Annotated in this window: 12 protein-coding genes; 11 read left to right on the forward strand and 1 reads right to left on the reverse strand. The window is 50.0% G+C overall.

The window, feature by feature from the left end; genetic code table 11:
* Window positions 1-175: 175 nt before the first annotated feature.
* The 6 genes from H8S80_RS23840 (at window position 176) to H8S80_RS23865 (ending at window position 6841) form a co-directional block, all read left to right on the forward strand.
* A complete protein-coding gene (locus tag H8S80_RS23840) occupies window positions 176-1525 on the forward strand; it encodes an extracellular solute-binding protein (protein WP_117622126.1) in 1350 nt (449 codons plus the stop codon).
* A gap of 95 nt (window positions 1526-1620) precedes the next feature.
* On the forward strand, window positions 1621-2499 hold the full coding sequence (locus tag H8S80_RS23845; RefSeq protein WP_002601343.1) for a carbohydrate ABC transporter permease: 879 nt from the start codon (window positions 1621-1623) through the stop codon (window positions 2497-2499).
* Between the two features lie 10 nt (window positions 2500-2509).
* Window positions 2510-3340 (forward strand): carbohydrate ABC transporter permease, encoded by an 831-nt coding sequence (locus H8S80_RS23850; RefSeq protein ID WP_002601342.1) that lies wholly within the window; start codon window positions 2510-2512, stop codon window positions 3338-3340.
* Window positions 3341-3350: 10 nt separating this feature from the next.
* Window positions 3351-4538, forward strand: coding sequence for a MalY/PatB family protein (locus H8S80_RS23855; RefSeq protein WP_117622127.1), 1188 nt, complete (start codon window positions 3351-3353; stop codon window positions 4536-4538).
* A 118-nt stretch (window positions 4539-4656) separates the two neighbouring features.
* A complete protein-coding gene (locus H8S80_RS23860) occupies window positions 4657-5733 on the forward strand; it encodes an ethanolamine utilization protein EutH (protein ID WP_117622128.1) in 1077 nt (358 codons plus the stop codon).
* 307 nt (window positions 5734-6040) lie between these two features.
* Complete coding sequence (locus H8S80_RS23865) at window positions 6041-6841, forward strand: DeoR/GlpR family DNA-binding transcription regulator (RefSeq protein WP_117622129.1); 801 nt, start codon at window positions 6041-6043, stop codon at window positions 6839-6841.
* 25 nt (window positions 6842-6866) lie between these two features.
* Here H8S80_RS23865 and H8S80_RS23870 read toward each other — a convergent pair whose 3' ends face one another.
* Window positions 6867-8339: an FGGY-family carbohydrate kinase gene (locus H8S80_RS23870; RefSeq protein WP_181987980.1), complete on the reverse strand. Its 1473-nt coding sequence runs from the start codon at window positions 8337-8339 to the stop codon at window positions 6867-6869.
* A gap of 320 nt (window positions 8340-8659) precedes the next feature.
* On the opposite strand from H8S80_RS23870, the gene H8S80_RS23875 reads away from it, so the two are divergent.
* From H8S80_RS23875 to H8S80_RS23895, 5 genes are all read left to right on the forward strand, one after another.
* Window positions 8660-9979 (forward strand): ABC transporter substrate-binding protein, encoded by a 1320-nt coding sequence (locus tag H8S80_RS23875; RefSeq protein ID WP_117622131.1) that lies wholly within the window; start codon window positions 8660-8662, stop codon window positions 9977-9979.
* A gap of 180 nt (window positions 9980-10159) precedes the next feature.
* Window positions 10160-11056 carry a carbohydrate ABC transporter permease gene (locus H8S80_RS23880; RefSeq protein ID WP_002601336.1) on the forward strand — a complete coding sequence of 299 codons (897 nt, stop codon included), beginning with the start codon at window positions 10160-10162 and terminating at the stop codon, window positions 11054-11056.
* Window positions 11057-11068: 12 nt separating this feature from the next.
* The gene (locus H8S80_RS23885) at window positions 11069-11914 is read left to right on the forward strand and encodes a carbohydrate ABC transporter permease (protein ID WP_117622132.1); all 846 of its coding nucleotides are present in this window, start codon (window positions 11069-11071) and stop codon (window positions 11912-11914) included.
* 16 nt (window positions 11915-11930) lie between these two features.
* Complete coding sequence (locus H8S80_RS23890; RefSeq protein WP_117622133.1) at window positions 11931-13643, forward strand: glycoside hydrolase family 3 protein; 1713 nt, start codon at window positions 11931-11933, stop codon at window positions 13641-13643.
* 31 nt (window positions 13644-13674) lie between these two features.
* A complete protein-coding gene (locus tag H8S80_RS23895) occupies window positions 13675-14820 on the forward strand; it encodes a glycoside hydrolase family 88 protein (RefSeq protein WP_117622134.1) in 1146 nt (381 codons plus the stop codon).
* Window positions 14821-14827: the final 7 nt, after the last annotated feature.

The raw sequence follows: 14827 nt of genomic DNA on the forward strand, positions 1-14827 counted from the left end.
TACGGCTAATGGCAAAGCCGGAAAATAAGACGTGAACCACCAGGAAAATAGTAAGTTAATCACCAGAAACAGTAAAATCTCTCTCTTCCGTGAAAACGCTGAACTGTGTAAAATAGAGTTACATTCACAAGCGCTTTTGAATCAGACAACTTAATCATATTGGAGGAGCGGAATCATGAAAAAGAAAACATGGAGAACCGTCATGGCACTTGCACTTGCGGGTACTATGGCGATGGGACTGACTGCCTGCGGATCGGGTGCAGTAAACAGTACAGCCGGAGGAGATACCAGTGCTGCACAGACGGCTAAGGAAACCACACAGGAGGCCAGTGGTGATACAGGGGAAGTGCCTGTGATCAAGCTGTGGCATATATTCGGAGGGGATACCGATCCAAATAAGGCAATTATCGATCAGGTCGTAAAAGATGCGGAAGAAAAGTTCCATGTAAAGATAGAATCCGACACGGCTGAAAATGAGGCGTATAAGATGAAATTAAAGGCGGCCATCGCGGCCAATGAAACGCCGGACATCTTCTATACCTGGGGCCATGGCTTCATCAAGCCGTTTGTCGAAGCGGGAAAGGTAGAGGCGCTGGACGATTATCTGACCGATGATTTCAAGTCACATCTGGGGCCGTCAACCCTGACCGGCTTCCAGTTCGATGAAAAAACGTATGCGCTTACGACAGACCAGTCGGTAGCCTGCATGTTTTATAATAAAGAGATGTTTGAAAAACTGAATCTGGAAGTCCCGGAGACCTTTGATGACTTCCTGACAGTATGCCAGACCTTCCTCGACAACGGAATCACACCGTTGACCGTAGGCGGAAAGGAACCGTGGACGATTGCCATGTATCACGATCTTCTGGCCTTAAGGGCTGTTGGAAGCGAGGGCGTAAAGGCTGCCACCGGAAAAGAGACTGGATATGACGATCCTGGATTCTTAGAGGCGGCCCAGTGCCTGAAGAAGCTGGTGGATATGGGCGCATTTCCGGATGGCTCCGCCGGTATCTCAAGAGAAGAATCGGAGGTTCCGTTCCTTCAGGGACAGATTCCGATGTACTTAAACGGAAGCTGGACGGCGACGAGAGTGTATAAGGACTCTTCCCTGGTACAGGGGAAAATCGGAGTATTCCCATTCCCGGTATTAAAGGATGGAAAATCAGGAGTGACAGACTTTACCGGCGGACCGGATACGGCCTTTGCGGTCAGCGCAGCCACCAGGGATCCGAAGCTTACAACCGAAGTTGCTCAGTATATTGCCTATGAACTGGCGATCGGAAAGTACAAGATCGGTTCCAGCATCCTTCCGTATGTGAACGTGGACGTAGATAAATCGGAAATCAATCCGCTCTTAATGGAGATCTATGATTTCACAAAAGACGCCACAAGCTATACAATCTGGTGGGATAATCTGATGGAAGGAAAAGATGCAACCGTATATTTAAACAAGCTTCAGGAGCTGTTTGTCGGCAGTATTACGCCGGAACAGTATGTGGCTGAACTGCAGAAATTAAATCAGTAAACGAGGAGCGCTCCCGGAAACGGTTTTTTGAGAGCGCCTCCAAACCAAAAGGGGGCTGGAGACAGTCCCCTTCATAAAAAGATAGGAGGTTTTTTGTGAACCGGGTACTGTCAAATAAAAAAGCCGTGTTTATTTTCCTGCTTCCGGCGCTGGTCCTGTTTTTGACCATTATTATCGTGCCGATCTTTATGTCCGTGACTTACAGCCTCACAGAGTGGGATGGGATCGGGAAAAAGGTATTTACGGGGTTTGATAACTATAAGGAGCTGTTCCTCACCAACAGTGATGGATTCTGGAGGGCAGTTAAGAATTCTTTGATTTTTGCAGCGGGATCTGTCTTTGTGCAGCTGCCGATTTCTCTCATCCTGGCGCTGATTCTGGCAAGAGGAGTAAAGGGGGAACGTTTTTACGTCAGCGTCTATTTCATCCCGGTTCTGATTTCTACCGTGGTGATCGGACAGCTCTGGATGAAGATTTACAATCCGCAGTACGGGCTTCTGAATACGGTCTTAAGATCCATGGGCTTAGAACAGCTTACGGGGAACTGGCTCGGAGACACAAAAAAGGTGATCTTTGCCGTGATCGTGCCGGTGCTGTGGCAATACATCGGTTACCACATGCTGCTGATGTACGCCTCGGTGCGCTCCATCTCAGAGGAGATTTTTGAAGCGGCCCGTATCGACGGCGCCAATGGGATTCAGACTGCATTACATATTACCATTCCGCTTATGAAGCCGATTCTGAAGGTCTGCGTGACCTTTGCGGTGGTTGGATCCTTAAAGAACTTCGATCTTGTGTACGTTATGACGGGCGGCGGACCGGCGGGAGCGAGCCAGCTTCCGAGTACGCTGATGGTTGAGACTATTTTCTCCAGAAATATGTATGGTTATGGAAGCTCGATGGCAATTTTCATTATTCTGGAATGCTTCCTTTTTGCATGGCTGATTCGTGGGGCATTTCGTGACAATGAGTAAGGGAGGACATATGAAAAAATTAAATTTATCCCGGGCAGTCATTCAGGCGTGTCTGATCTTTTGGGCCGCGCTTCAGATATTCCCCTTATACTGGCTTTTGACGTTTTCACTGAAGGACAACACAGAGATATTTCAGGGAAATATGGTTGGCCTCCCCTCGGTCTGGCGCTTTGAGAATTACACCCATGCCTTTATGGGCGGAAATGTGGGGCGCTATCTGGCCAACAGTATTATTGTTACGGCGGCCACCATTCTGATCGTCTGTATTGCATCTCTGATGGCTTCCTACGCCCTGATCCGGATGAAATGGAAGCTTCAGAAGACCTTTCAGCTGATTTTTATCATGGGAATCACCATACCGATCCACGCAGCGCTGCTGCCCGTATTTATCATGATGCGGCAGGTACATTTAATCAATACTTACTGGTGTCTGATTATTCCGTACTCGGCCTTCGCAGTGCCGATGGCGATTATGATCAGCTCCGGTTTTATCTCTTCCATTCCGGTGGAGCTGGAGGAAGCCGCGTGTATCGATGGATGCAATATATATAAAATCTTTATTCAGATTATACTCCCGCTGATGAAGCCGTCGCTGGCCACGATTGCCATTTTTACGTTTTTGCAGTCCTGGAATGAGCTGATGTTTGCGGTCGTGTTCATCAGCAAGCCGGCATACCGGACGCTGACGGTTGGAATACAGTCCCTGGTAGGGCAGTATACGACAGACTGGGGCCCCATCGGGGCCGGGCTGGTGGTCGCCACGTTCCCCATTATCATTATCTATGTGATATTGAGCAGGCAGGTGCAGCAGAGCCTGATTGCCGGTTCCGTAAAAGGGTAGGTGAGCGGAGATGAATACAGGCTGTTTTGATGAGGTGATCAGCAGAAGAGGTACCAACTGCGCGAAATACGATGAAATGGATGAAAAGTACGGGGAAGACATCCTGCACTGCGGTGTGGCCGATATGGATTTTCACGCGCCGGAACCCATACGGGAGGCGTGCCGGAAGGTGACAGATCACGGAATATATGGCTATACCAATCTTCCGTCCTGTTATCCCGCTGTTGTGGGGGAGTGGATCCGCAGAGAATACGGATGCAGGGTCGAAGATGAGTGGATCCTGTTTTCCCCGCGAATCAATATTGGGCTAAACATGGCCGTGGAGACGTTTACAAAGCCGGGAGACAGGATCATTGTTCACACGCCGGCTTACCCGGCCCTTACGGATGCGGTGAATAAGCATGGCAGAATCATGATCGGGAGTCCGCTGGAGTGGGACGGAACACGCTGGAGTATGAATTTTGACGCATTGGAATCGAAGATGGATGCTTCTGTGAAAATGATGATTCTCTGCAATCCCCACAATCCGACGGGCAGGGTCTGGGAAGCGGAGGATTTAAAGGCGGTGGAGTCCTTCTGCCTGCGCCATGAACTGTTTCTTTTATCCGATGAGATTCACGCCGATATAATAAGGGAAGGCAGACGGTTTTGCAGCATACTGTCACTCTCCGAACCGATGAGGAAGAGGATGATCGTATACCAGTCCGTGACGAAGACGTTCAACATTCCGGGAATTATGTTTTCCAATATGATTATACCCGATGATTCCATGCGTCAGGCGATGAAGGCGACGGTAGACCGGGAGGGATTCCATAATCCAAACATATTTGCGGCGGCAGTGATAAAACCAGCATATCAGGAGTGCGGACCGTGGAAAGAGGAATTAAATCGCTGTCTGGACGAAAATATGAGCCTTCTGGCCGGATATTTAAAGGAACACATGCCGCTGTTTGAACTGAGGGAACCGGAAGGAACCTTCCTGGCATGGATTGATTACAGAAAGACAGGGATGACGGAAGCGCAGATTGTTAAGTTCTTTCTGGAGGAGGCGAAGGTATCCGTCTATGAAGGCAGCCATTTTGGGGAAGCCGGGCTGGGCTTTATCCGGCTGAATGCGGCGGTGCCGAAACGTGTGCTGGAGGAGATTCTGGACAGGACGGGAAACGCGTATTCTTTGAGATTCAGCGGTAAAGAATAGAAGATTCATACCTGCTCAAAAGCGAATGAGGTCTTCCACGAGTATCGTGTTTGTGGTACAATGAGACACAGCCGACAGTGTCCGGTGAGAGATTAAATTTGATTTTGGAGACAGAGATATGATAAACCGGATTATTATGATCATTATGGCGCTGGGCGCCGTGGCTGGGGGAATTGACCGTATCCTGGGGAACCGTTTTGGGTATGGGAAGAAATTTGAGGAAGGCTTTCAGTATCTGGGGCCGACCGCGCTGTCCATGGTGGGGATCATCTGCCTGGCCCCGCTGGTATCGGGGACGCTGGGAAGGCTTATCATTCCGGTTTACCGGTTCCTTGGGGTGGACCCCGCCATGTTTGGAAGCCTTCTGGCCATCGATATGGGCGGATATCAGCTTTCCATGGAGCTGGCGGAGAATCCGCTGATCGGAAGGTACGCGGGAATCGTGGCGGCCTCCGTGTTTGGCTGTACGATTGTCTTTACCATTCCGGTAGGGATGGGGCTGATCGAAGAGGGCGACCGCCCTGTATTTGCAAAGGGGATTATGCTGGGACTGGCTGCCATGCCGGCGGCGCTGATCACCGGAGGGGCTGTGTGCGGCCTGGGGATCGGGGAGATTCTGCATCAGAATCTTCCTGTTCTGGTTCTGGCCCTTCTGCTGGGAATCGGTCTGTTCCGCATTCCGGATGGCATGGTGAAAGGCTTTGAGGTGTTCGCTGTTCTTATCCGTACCGTGATAACCGCCGGGCTTGTGCTGGCGGCGGTTACATATATGACAGGATTTGTGGTGATTCCCGGAATGGCTCCCATCGAGGAGGCCATGGCGGTGGTTTCATCCATTGGTGTGGTGCTTCTGGGCAGCCTTCCCGTGACGGAATTTTTACAGCGCCGGCTGAAACGGCCCTGTACCGCGCTGGGCGCCAGAATGGGGCTGGACAGCATCAGTGTCCTGGGGCTGCTGGTCAGTATCGTGAGTCCCATACCGGCGCTCGTCATGATGAAGGACATGAACACGTTTGGCAAGCTTGTCAATGTGGCGTATATGGTGAGCTCCGCCTCCATGCTGGCCGCCCATCTGGGATTTACCGTGAGCACCGAGCCGGACATGCTGCCTGCGCTGCTGGTGTCCAAACTGGCCGGGTGCGCAGCTGCGATTGCGCTGGGATTCATAACGTCAAAAACAAAGAAGAGATTATAGGTTACTGTTTATAGCCAGGAATTTTAAATTCAAATTTTAAGTTCCTGGCTATTGAACTGTTCAAATAATGAAATATATGGTATGATATGTACTATATAAGCATTTGGCGGGGAATACCGGACTGAAACACCGCAGATATTTGCTATAACGTTCGATAAAACGTTCTAAACGAATCCTTTTTCATCAAAAAACGTTCGCGAAGTGCGATGCGTCTGAATGAAACGATCAGGAAAATGTATTTTAAGTGAAAATGTCTTCTGCGGAAGGCGGGAAACGAAACTATAACAGGATATAAGAGGTTGTCGAAGTGAAAAACAAAAAGGGTGTCATTGTAAAAAGGCAGCAGACGATTTTACAGAGACTGCAGAAAGAGAAAGAAGTATCGGTCGATCAATTAGCCAATGAACTGGGAGTCTCATCGCTTACCATAAGACGGGATTTGATTGAATTTGAAAATCAGGGATTTGTGAAACGCCATTACGGCGGTGCAAAATTGATAGAAGGCACCCTTTTTGAAGATCCGACGCTGGATGTCCCGCCTGCCACCGGTCAGGACGGAACGACGGATTACAGAAGAGTCGTTGCAAAGAAGGCTGCAGAACTGATTGAGGAGGGCGATATAATATTCGTCAACAGCAGTAAGACGGCTCTTTTAATGCTGGACTATATATCCGGCAAGCGGGTCAGCGTGATAACGAATAATGGAAATGCCATTACCAGCAGTCACGATCCGCTGGTCAGCATTATTCTGACCGGCGGAGAGCTGCACGGAACGAAATGTTCCCTGGTAGGGGATTTTGCACTCGCCACCATACGGAAGATCCGGGCGAACAAGTGCTTCATCGGAGTCAGCGGGATCACGGCAGAAGGCGAGATCAGCACGGCGGTGCTTCAGGAAACCATGGTAAACAGCCTGATGATCGAGCGGGCAAAGGATATGGTCGTCATACTGGCGGATCATAAGCGGATCGGCAAGCTGCATAATTTTATCATCGCAGATACCCATCAGATTACCCATATCGTTACGGACGAGCTGGCCGACGAGGCGGTTACGTCAAGGCTGGAAAAAGATAACGTGACCATATTGAAGGGCCACGTTACCGATTGACAGGTAAGGACAGATAACAGAATATTTAAGTGTAAGGATACAGTCTGGAATAAGATTCCTGATACAGACTGTATCCTTTTTTGTAGTTGTCCCTGTTTTCCGGGAGTGTCTGTGTAACGGCATCGGAGGCCCGGGCGGCCCGAAAGGCTTCTTCCCAGCCGGGATACAGCCCGGTGGCTACGGCGGCGGACATCCATGCGCCTAAGGCAGTGGACTCCGGATTGCTGTACTGGGTGACCGGCGTACCCAGGATTCCGGCCAGGGATGGCGCCAGGGACGGGCATTTCGTAAGGCCGCCGCTTAAGACAATGGACGAGGGGGCAGGAAGATACCGTGCCATGCACTCCATATTGACCTTTATCTCATAGCAGATCCCTTCTAAGATGGCTCTGGCCATATCCCCTCTTGAGGAGGACAGCGTGAGACCCAGGAGGGAGGCCGTGGCCATGCTGTTCCAGTCTGGCGTCCCCTGCCCCTGAAAATAAGGCAGAGCGATGATGCCGCCTGCCGCAGGAGGCGAATCCAGGATTTCCCGGTTGATCGAATCAAAGCCGTGGTCGCTGTCAGGATAAAAGGCGTTATGAAACCAGTTAAAGGCGGAACAGCAGGCCAGAATACTGCTCTCTAAAACGTATTTCCCCGGTATTGCACTGACGCCCGCGATGACTTCGCTGCCTTTAACCACAGGCAGTTCATCGCAGCCGCTGATGATGTAAGCGCCGGTACCTGTCGTGATCTGGGCGTCTCCATGATGGATCACCCCCTGGCCCAGCGCGGAGCACTGCTGATCGCCTCCGGCCGATATGAGCGGCGTCCCTTCCAAAAGTCCGGTGAGCCGCGAAAATGGGCCGGATATGTGTCCCGCCACAGTGCCGGGAGATATGAGATCACAGAGCTTGGAGCGGGGGAGTTCAAAGAGCCGCAGAAGCTCCTCATCCCACTCTCGGGTTCCCAGATTCATGAGAAGAGAGCGGCTCCCGTAGGTATGGTCGGTGACCAGAGTACCCGTCATAAACCATACCAGATAATCGGGAATGACCGCCAGTTTTGCCGCATGTTCAAACAGCTCCGGCTGATTCCTGCGGATCCAGGCCATTTTACTGCCGGAGTAAACCGGATTAATCCGGCTTCCTGCCTTTTGGATTATGACAGGATCAGACTTCTTTAAATCATGGCAGAGAGACATTGTGCGTTTGTCCTGCCACATGATTGCCGGAGACAGCGGTTCCATATCCTTCGACAGAGGAAGCACGGAGGATCGCTGTGAGGTGAGAGACAGCACATCAATCTTCCTGTTTTCTTCTTTGGCGGCCTGCGCCAATCCGGAACAGATCCGGATCAGTGCCGAGGTCCAGTCAGAAGCATTCTGCTCTACACAAATCTGATCAATATAGAACGGGGAATAGGAAATTTGAATCTTTTTCAGTTCTGCTGCGTGCACATCGTATAAAATCCCCCTCATGCTGGAAGTACCAACATCAATCACTAAAACGTTCATATAATCCTCCCGAATGAACGAAAAAATTGAAATAACTTGAGAATACAGGGACAGCATACCAAAAAATGTACAATAAATCAATAGAAGATCGCACGTATCGCAATAAAAAATAAAAATATAATTCATAAAAGCACTTAAATGAACAATATAAGGCGAAAAAACGCATAAAAACAACAAGAAACGAAAAAGATTTCTTAACACTATTGACATAACGTACATAAAAGAATACAATGAACGTACAAAACAATCGCAAAACCAATAAATGATCGTAAAAGTGATTGGCGGTTTTTATTGGCATTCAAAATGGAGGGATTATTCACATGAAGAAAAGAAACGTAAGTGTAATGCTGGCAGCCGCAGCCGCAGTGGCAGTTCTTGCAGGATGCAGCGGTACCGGAACGAAGACAGAGACCACAACAGCAGCTCCGGTGACTGAGTCTGCGGCAGCAGCGGCGGGAGAAAGCAAAGAGGTGTCAGGAGAAAAGACGAAGTTAAAGCTGGCTCTTTGGGACTATGACGTGGAGGGCTCTGTATACCCGGCCATGATGGAGGCATTTAACCAGAAATATCCCAATATTGAAGTGGAAGTCATCAACGCGCCGGCCAACGATTACGAGACAAAGCTTACCACGATGCTGGCTTCCGGCGATGACATTGACGTATATTTTGCAAAATCCAATACTTCTTATCCGACGCTGGTGCAGAAGAATTTTGCCCTCGACTTAAATGCCGCAGCAAAAGAAAAGGGATTTGATCTCACCCCTTACGGAACCGTTCTGGAGCAGCATTATGTGATTGACGGCGGCCTCTATGCCCTTCCGTTCCGGACCAATGACTGGGTGATCTATTATAATAAGAAGATTTTTGATGATGCAGGAGTTGCATATCCCACCAATGATATGACATGGGAGCAGTTCTTTGAACTCGGAAAGCAGTTAAGCCATGACGATGTCTATGGATGTGCGTTCTATCCAAAACCAGGATTTATCGCACCGTGTCTCGTCGGAGCCGTAAACGGGTTTGATATTACCTCCAGCGATTTCAATGAGCTGGTGCCGGCAGCTTCAAAGGTTATGGCAGCGATGAAAGACGGCGTCTGGGAAGACTATGCGGAGTCTGTCTCCATGTCGAAGGATCAGACCTACTTCTACCAGGGAAAATGGGGCATGCTGTATAACGGTTCCTGGATGACGCAGCTTCTGGAAGCACAGGAGCTTGGATTTGAATACGGCATTGTGAAATCTCCTTATTGGGAAGGAACCGAGAAGAAGGGCTTCGCAACCTCTACGCCGGTACTGATCAATCCTAAGACGGAAAAATTAGATGCGGCATGGGATTTGATGACGTTTCTCTGCGGAGAAGAGGGCGCAAAGATCGTTGCAGAATCCATGCTGGTTCCGGGATACATGTCAGATGAGATTATGACCACATTTAAAGAGAGCACAGGGCTTGACGAATCATCCATGGAAGCGCTGACGGACAATATCAGCTACGGCCTTGGAGAGGCAAGCGTGAATTTAGGCCAGATGTCAAGTGCGGTAAACGAAGAACTTGAGCTTGTTCTTACAGACAACCAGTCTCCGGAAGAGATGGCTGATAATTTAAATACCCGCCGTGAAGAGATTCTGTCTCAGAACTAAGGGGTGGTTCCTGAGCCGGTACGATATTTTGAGCACTGCACTGCGCCGTTTATTACGCAGTGCAGCATTCAAGTCTGCCGGCTCAGACTTTAAAAAGCGTCACGCGCTGAGCGAGATGACATGTATTGCACGTAAACGGCCAGGGAACGCCGCGAAGTGCTTATAACAAGGAGGGACGATATGGCAAAAACGACAGCAGTATACAAGTCGAACCAGGTAGTGGTCAACCGGAACAGGAAGATGGCGTTCTGTTTTTTGCTGCCAAATATCATCGGGTTTGCAGTTTTTACCTTAATACCGGCTGTTTGGGCAATCGGTTTAAGCTTTACGAATTGGGACGGATCCGGTGCGGCTAAGTTTGTGGGAATTAAAAACTATATCAATCTGTTTCGCGATTCAAACTTTACGATATCCCTTTGGAATACCATTATTTATACGGTGGGGACCGTGCCGTTTATCATCATGCTGTCGCTGGTTATGGCATTTATTCTGGATTCCGGCATTAAGTTTTCTTCTGCAATCCGTGCGGCGCATTTCTTTCCGCATATTTCCTCTATTGTTGCGATTTCGGTTGTATGGCAGTTTCTTTATTCCAAGAATGGCCCCTTAAATCAGATCCTGCACAGCATTGGCCTTCAAAATGTTCCCGCGTGGCTGTCGGATAAGGACTGGGCGCTGCTGGCTGTGATGATCATGATTATCTGGAAAGGAATCGGATACTATATGATCATTTATCTGGCGGGCTTAAAGGGGATTGATAACTCGCTGTATGAGGCGGCTACCGTAGACGGGGCCAATTCGTTCCAGCGCTTCCGGTTTATTACGATTCCACAGCTTAAACCGGTTACCTTTTACATAACCATCATGTGCATCATCAACTCGTTCCAGGTATTTACGCCGATTTTCATCATGACAAAGGGCGGCCCGGGACGCGCTACATCCGTTCTGGTGCTTCAGATTTACAAAGAGGCATTCCAGAATTACAAGTTTGGCTACGCATCGGCAGAGGCTATGGTACTGTTTGCCTGTATCTTAGTGGTGACGCTGATTCAGTTCAAACGTCAAAAACAGGATTAGGAGGGAGAGAGCATGGCAGAAAAAAAGAAAAAAACCGGACTTGCGCTGTTCTTATCGATTGTCAAGTATACGGTCGTCATCGCATCGTCTTTAACTATGATTCTTCCGTTCCTCTGGATGCTGTCTTCTTCCTTTAAAGACAGTCTGGAAGTCTTCAATTTCCCCATCCAGTGGATCCCTCAGAATCTGAAACTGAAAAATTACTCCTATATCTGGAATAAGGCCAATTATCCGCAGCTGTTTTTTAACACACTGAAGCTGACGGTGGTGATTACCATTCTGCAGATCGTGACGTGCAGCCTGGCGGCTTACGCATTCAGCAAGCTGGTATTTCCGGAGAGAGATAAGATCTTCATCCTGTACCTGGCAACCCTGATGCTTCCCTACCAGGTGGTTATGATTCCTCAGTTTTCCGTTATCAAGATATTCGGACTTACCAATACCCATATGGCGCTGATCCTGATTCAGGCGTTTAACCCCATGGGCGTATTCCTGATGAAGCAGTTCTTCGATGGAATTCCCAATGAACTGAGCGAGGCGGCGCGGATTGACGGCCTGAATGAGTTCGGCATCTATTCCAAGATCATCATGCCTCTTTCCAAATCGGTAATCGGAACGCTGGTGATCCTGACCTCTGTGTCCGTATGGAACGATTTTCTGGCTCCGCTTATCTACATCAACTCCAGGGAACTGTATACGATTCAGCTGGGACTGCGCAACATGATCAGCGAGTTTACGGCAGAGTACGGGCCGATCATGGCGGCATCGGTCATCTCGATTATACCGATCCTGATCGTATTCCTGTGTTTCCAGAGTTTCTTCGAGCAGAGTCTGGCATCCTCCGGTGTCAAGGGATAAGAAAGGAGCGTACGGTATGAACGTGGATTTTAAGGCAAAGCCATTCTTCCTGGATGAGAGTGATATTGCATGGGTACAGGATTGTATGAAGAAGATGACCGTGGAAGAGAAGGTCAGCCATCTGTTCTGTATTTTAATCAAGGATAAACCGGTGGAAGAGATGGCCGCGGAAATGGATGCCCTGGGCTTTTATCCGGGCGGCTATATGACCGATGTTTTTCCGGCGGGGAAAGTAAAAGAAAATTTCAAAAAGCTTCAGGCCAGAACCGGGATTCCTCTGCTGTTCGCGTCCAATCTCGAGCGGGGAGCGGATGGGATCTGCAAAGAAGGCACTTTATTCGGGACGCAGATGCAGATCGCGGCAGCCGGAGATAAGAGATGGGCGTATGAGCTGGGGCGGGTCTGTGGGGAGGAGGCGGCGGCAACCGGAGCCAATTGGAACTTTGGGCCGATTCTGGATATTGACACGAATTATCACAATCCCATTACGAATACGAGAGTGTTCAGTTCCGACCAGGAAACGGTCCTTCAGATGTCCAGGGAGTTTGTCAGAGGACAGATGGAAAACGGTATGGCCGTATGCTTGAAGCACTGGCCCGGAGACGGGCGGGATGAACGGGACCAGCATATGGTAACCACCATCAACGACTGCACGGCCAGGGAGTGGGATGCCTCCTATGGAAAGATTTATAAAGCATTGATAGAGGACGGCGCGGAAACCGTCATGGCCGCCCATATCATGCTGCCGGCATACTCCAGAAAGATGAATCCGGATATCCGGGATGAGGAGATTCTTCCCGGCTCCCTGTCCTGCGATCTGACCACAAAGCTCCTGCGGGAGCAGCTGGGATTTAACGGGCTGGTGGTGACGGATGCTACGACGATGACCGGATTCATGCAGACCATGGCCAGAAGAGATGCCCTGCCCCTTGCGGTGGCGGCAGGCTGTGATATGATCCTGTTTACCCTGGATTTAAAAGAAGATTACCAGTACGTGCTGGACGCGGCAGCAGACGGGACCATCAGCAGGGAACGTCTGGACGAAGCGGTTGCACGGATTCTGGCATTGAAGGCTCATCTAAAGCTTCATAAAAAGATGGAGGAGGGAACCCTGTTTCCGGGAGATGAGGCGCTGAAGGTGTTTGAACGCGAGGATAACCGCAATCTGGCCAGGGAGTGTGCGGACCGGTCGGTTACCCTGGTTAAGGACACCCAGAACCTGCTCCCCATAAGCCCCAAAACGCAGAGACGGATCCTGCTCCATGTCCTGGGCGACAAGGGCGGTTACCACGATCCCATCTGCAATCAGGCGGAGTATCTGGCCGGGCTGCTGGAGAGAGAAGGGTTTGAAGTGACCGTCTACGATGCTTCCAGAAAAGATCTGCTTCCAATTGGGAACAGCATAGAGAGCATGACGAAGCGGTTTGACCTGATTCTGTATTACTGCAGCGTGAAAACTTCCGGCAGTGACAATGTTTCCAGAATTTCCTGGACCGCGCCGGGCGGATGCAACACACCCAGATACATTTATGAAATCCCGACACTCTTTATATCTGTGGATAACCCTTATATGCTCCTGGATGTGCCAAAGGTCAGGACGTACATCAATGGTTATACACCCAGCAGATACGTAATCGATGCCATAGTCGAAAAAATAATGGGGAGAAGCCGGTTTACAGGGAAAAATCCGGTGGATCCGTTTTGCGGGCTGTTCCATACCCGGCTTTAAAGACTGCTTGACATCAGAAAGTGAGAATGAGATGGACTGGACCTGCGAGGCAGAACGAAAAATTATTGAAAAAATGGACTGGGTTTCAGAAAAATCCAGATTTAAAATCCCGTATACGACGGTATCGGGAACTCATGACAACAAGATTGACGAGGACCGGCAGTTTGGCTGGGATGATGGCGTTTCCTGGTGGACCAACGGCTTCTGGCCGGGAATCATGTGGCTTCTCTATCTGCGTACCGGGGAGCAAAGGTATGTGGATATCGCCCGGTATGCGGAAAAAAAGCTGGATCAGGCATTTGCCGATTTCTATGGACTGCATCACGATATGGGCTTTGTATGGCTTCCGTCTGCGGTGGCCGATTACAGGATCACGGGAAATCCGGAGTCGAGAAAACGCGGCCTGATGGCAGCCACCATCCTTTCCGGCCGCTTCAATCCGGCGGCCCGGATCTTCCGGGCATGGGATCAGTGGAGCGGCGCGCCGGATGAGGACACGGCGGGATGGGCCATTATTGACTGCATGATGAACATCAATCTGCTCTACTGGGCCTCCGATGAAACCGGTGATCCCAGATTCCGGGAGCAGGCGGTGATGTATGCCGACCAGGTGATGAAATACTATATCAGGCCGGATGGCTCCTCCAATCATATCATGAGGTTCGATCCGGTGACCGGGGAGCTCACAGGGTCTCTGGGCGGCCAGGGATATGCGGAGGGCTCCAGCTGGACCAGAGGCCAGGCCTGGGCCATGTATGGATTTGCGTCGAGCTATATCCATACGAAGGATGAACGTTATTTAGACACCGCCAAACGGACGGCGCATTACTTTATAGCCAATATACCGGAAAACGGCCTGATCCCGGTTGATTTCCGGGCGCCGAAGCAGCCGTATTATGAGGATTCCTCGGCGGCGGCAGCAGCAGCCAGCGCGCTTCTGGAGCTTGCGCGGCTGACCGCAGCGTGTGAATCGGAGGTCTATCGGCGCGCAGCAGAAAAGCTATTGAAGGCACTGTACGAGAAACGGTGCAATTTCTCAAAAGACAGCGACTGTATCCTGGAAAAGTGTACAGCGGCATATCACCATAAAAATCATGAGTTTCACATCATTTATGGAGATTACTATTTTATCGAAGCAATCTTTAAGCTTCGGGGTGAAACTTATCAAATGTGGTAACGGGCAC

This window comes from Hungatella sp. L36 (assembly GCF_014288035.1).

What these genes read in the sequence shown, in the direction of transcription:
- H8S80_RS23840 (WP_117622126.1), top strand. Translation starts at nt 176, where the DNA reads ATGAAAAAGAAAACATGGAGAACCGTCATGGCACTTGCACTTGCGGGT.
- H8S80_RS23850 (WP_002601342.1), top strand. Translation starts at nt 2,510, where the DNA reads ATGAAAAAATTAAATTTATCCCGGGCAGTCATTCAGGCGTGTCTGATC.
- H8S80_RS23855 (WP_117622127.1), top strand. Translation starts at nt 3,351, where the DNA reads ATGAATACAGGCTGTTTTGATGAGGTGATCAGCAGAAGAGGTACCAAC.
- H8S80_RS23860 (WP_117622128.1), top strand. Translation starts at nt 4,657, where the DNA reads ATGATAAACCGGATTATTATGATCATTATGGCGCTGGGCGCCGTGGCT.
- H8S80_RS23870 (WP_181987980.1), bottom strand. Translation starts at nt 8,339, where the DNA reads ATGAACGTTTTAGTGATTGATGTTGGTACTTCCAGCATGAGGGGGATT.
- H8S80_RS23875 (WP_117622131.1), top strand. Translation starts at nt 8,660, where the DNA reads ATGAAGAAAAGAAACGTAAGTGTAATGCTGGCAGCCGCAGCCGCAGTG.
- H8S80_RS23880 (WP_002601336.1), top strand. Translation starts at nt 10,160, where the DNA reads ATGGCAAAAACGACAGCAGTATACAAGTCGAACCAGGTAGTGGTCAAC.
- H8S80_RS23885 (WP_117622132.1), top strand. Translation starts at nt 11,069, where the DNA reads ATGGCAGAAAAAAAGAAAAAAACCGGACTTGCGCTGTTCTTATCGATT.
- H8S80_RS23890 (WP_117622133.1), top strand. Translation starts at nt 11,931, where the DNA reads ATGAACGTGGATTTTAAGGCAAAGCCATTCTTCCTGGATGAGAGTGAT.
- H8S80_RS23895 (WP_117622134.1), top strand. Translation starts at nt 13,675, where the DNA reads ATGGACTGGACCTGCGAGGCAGAACGAAAAATTATTGAAAAAATGGAC.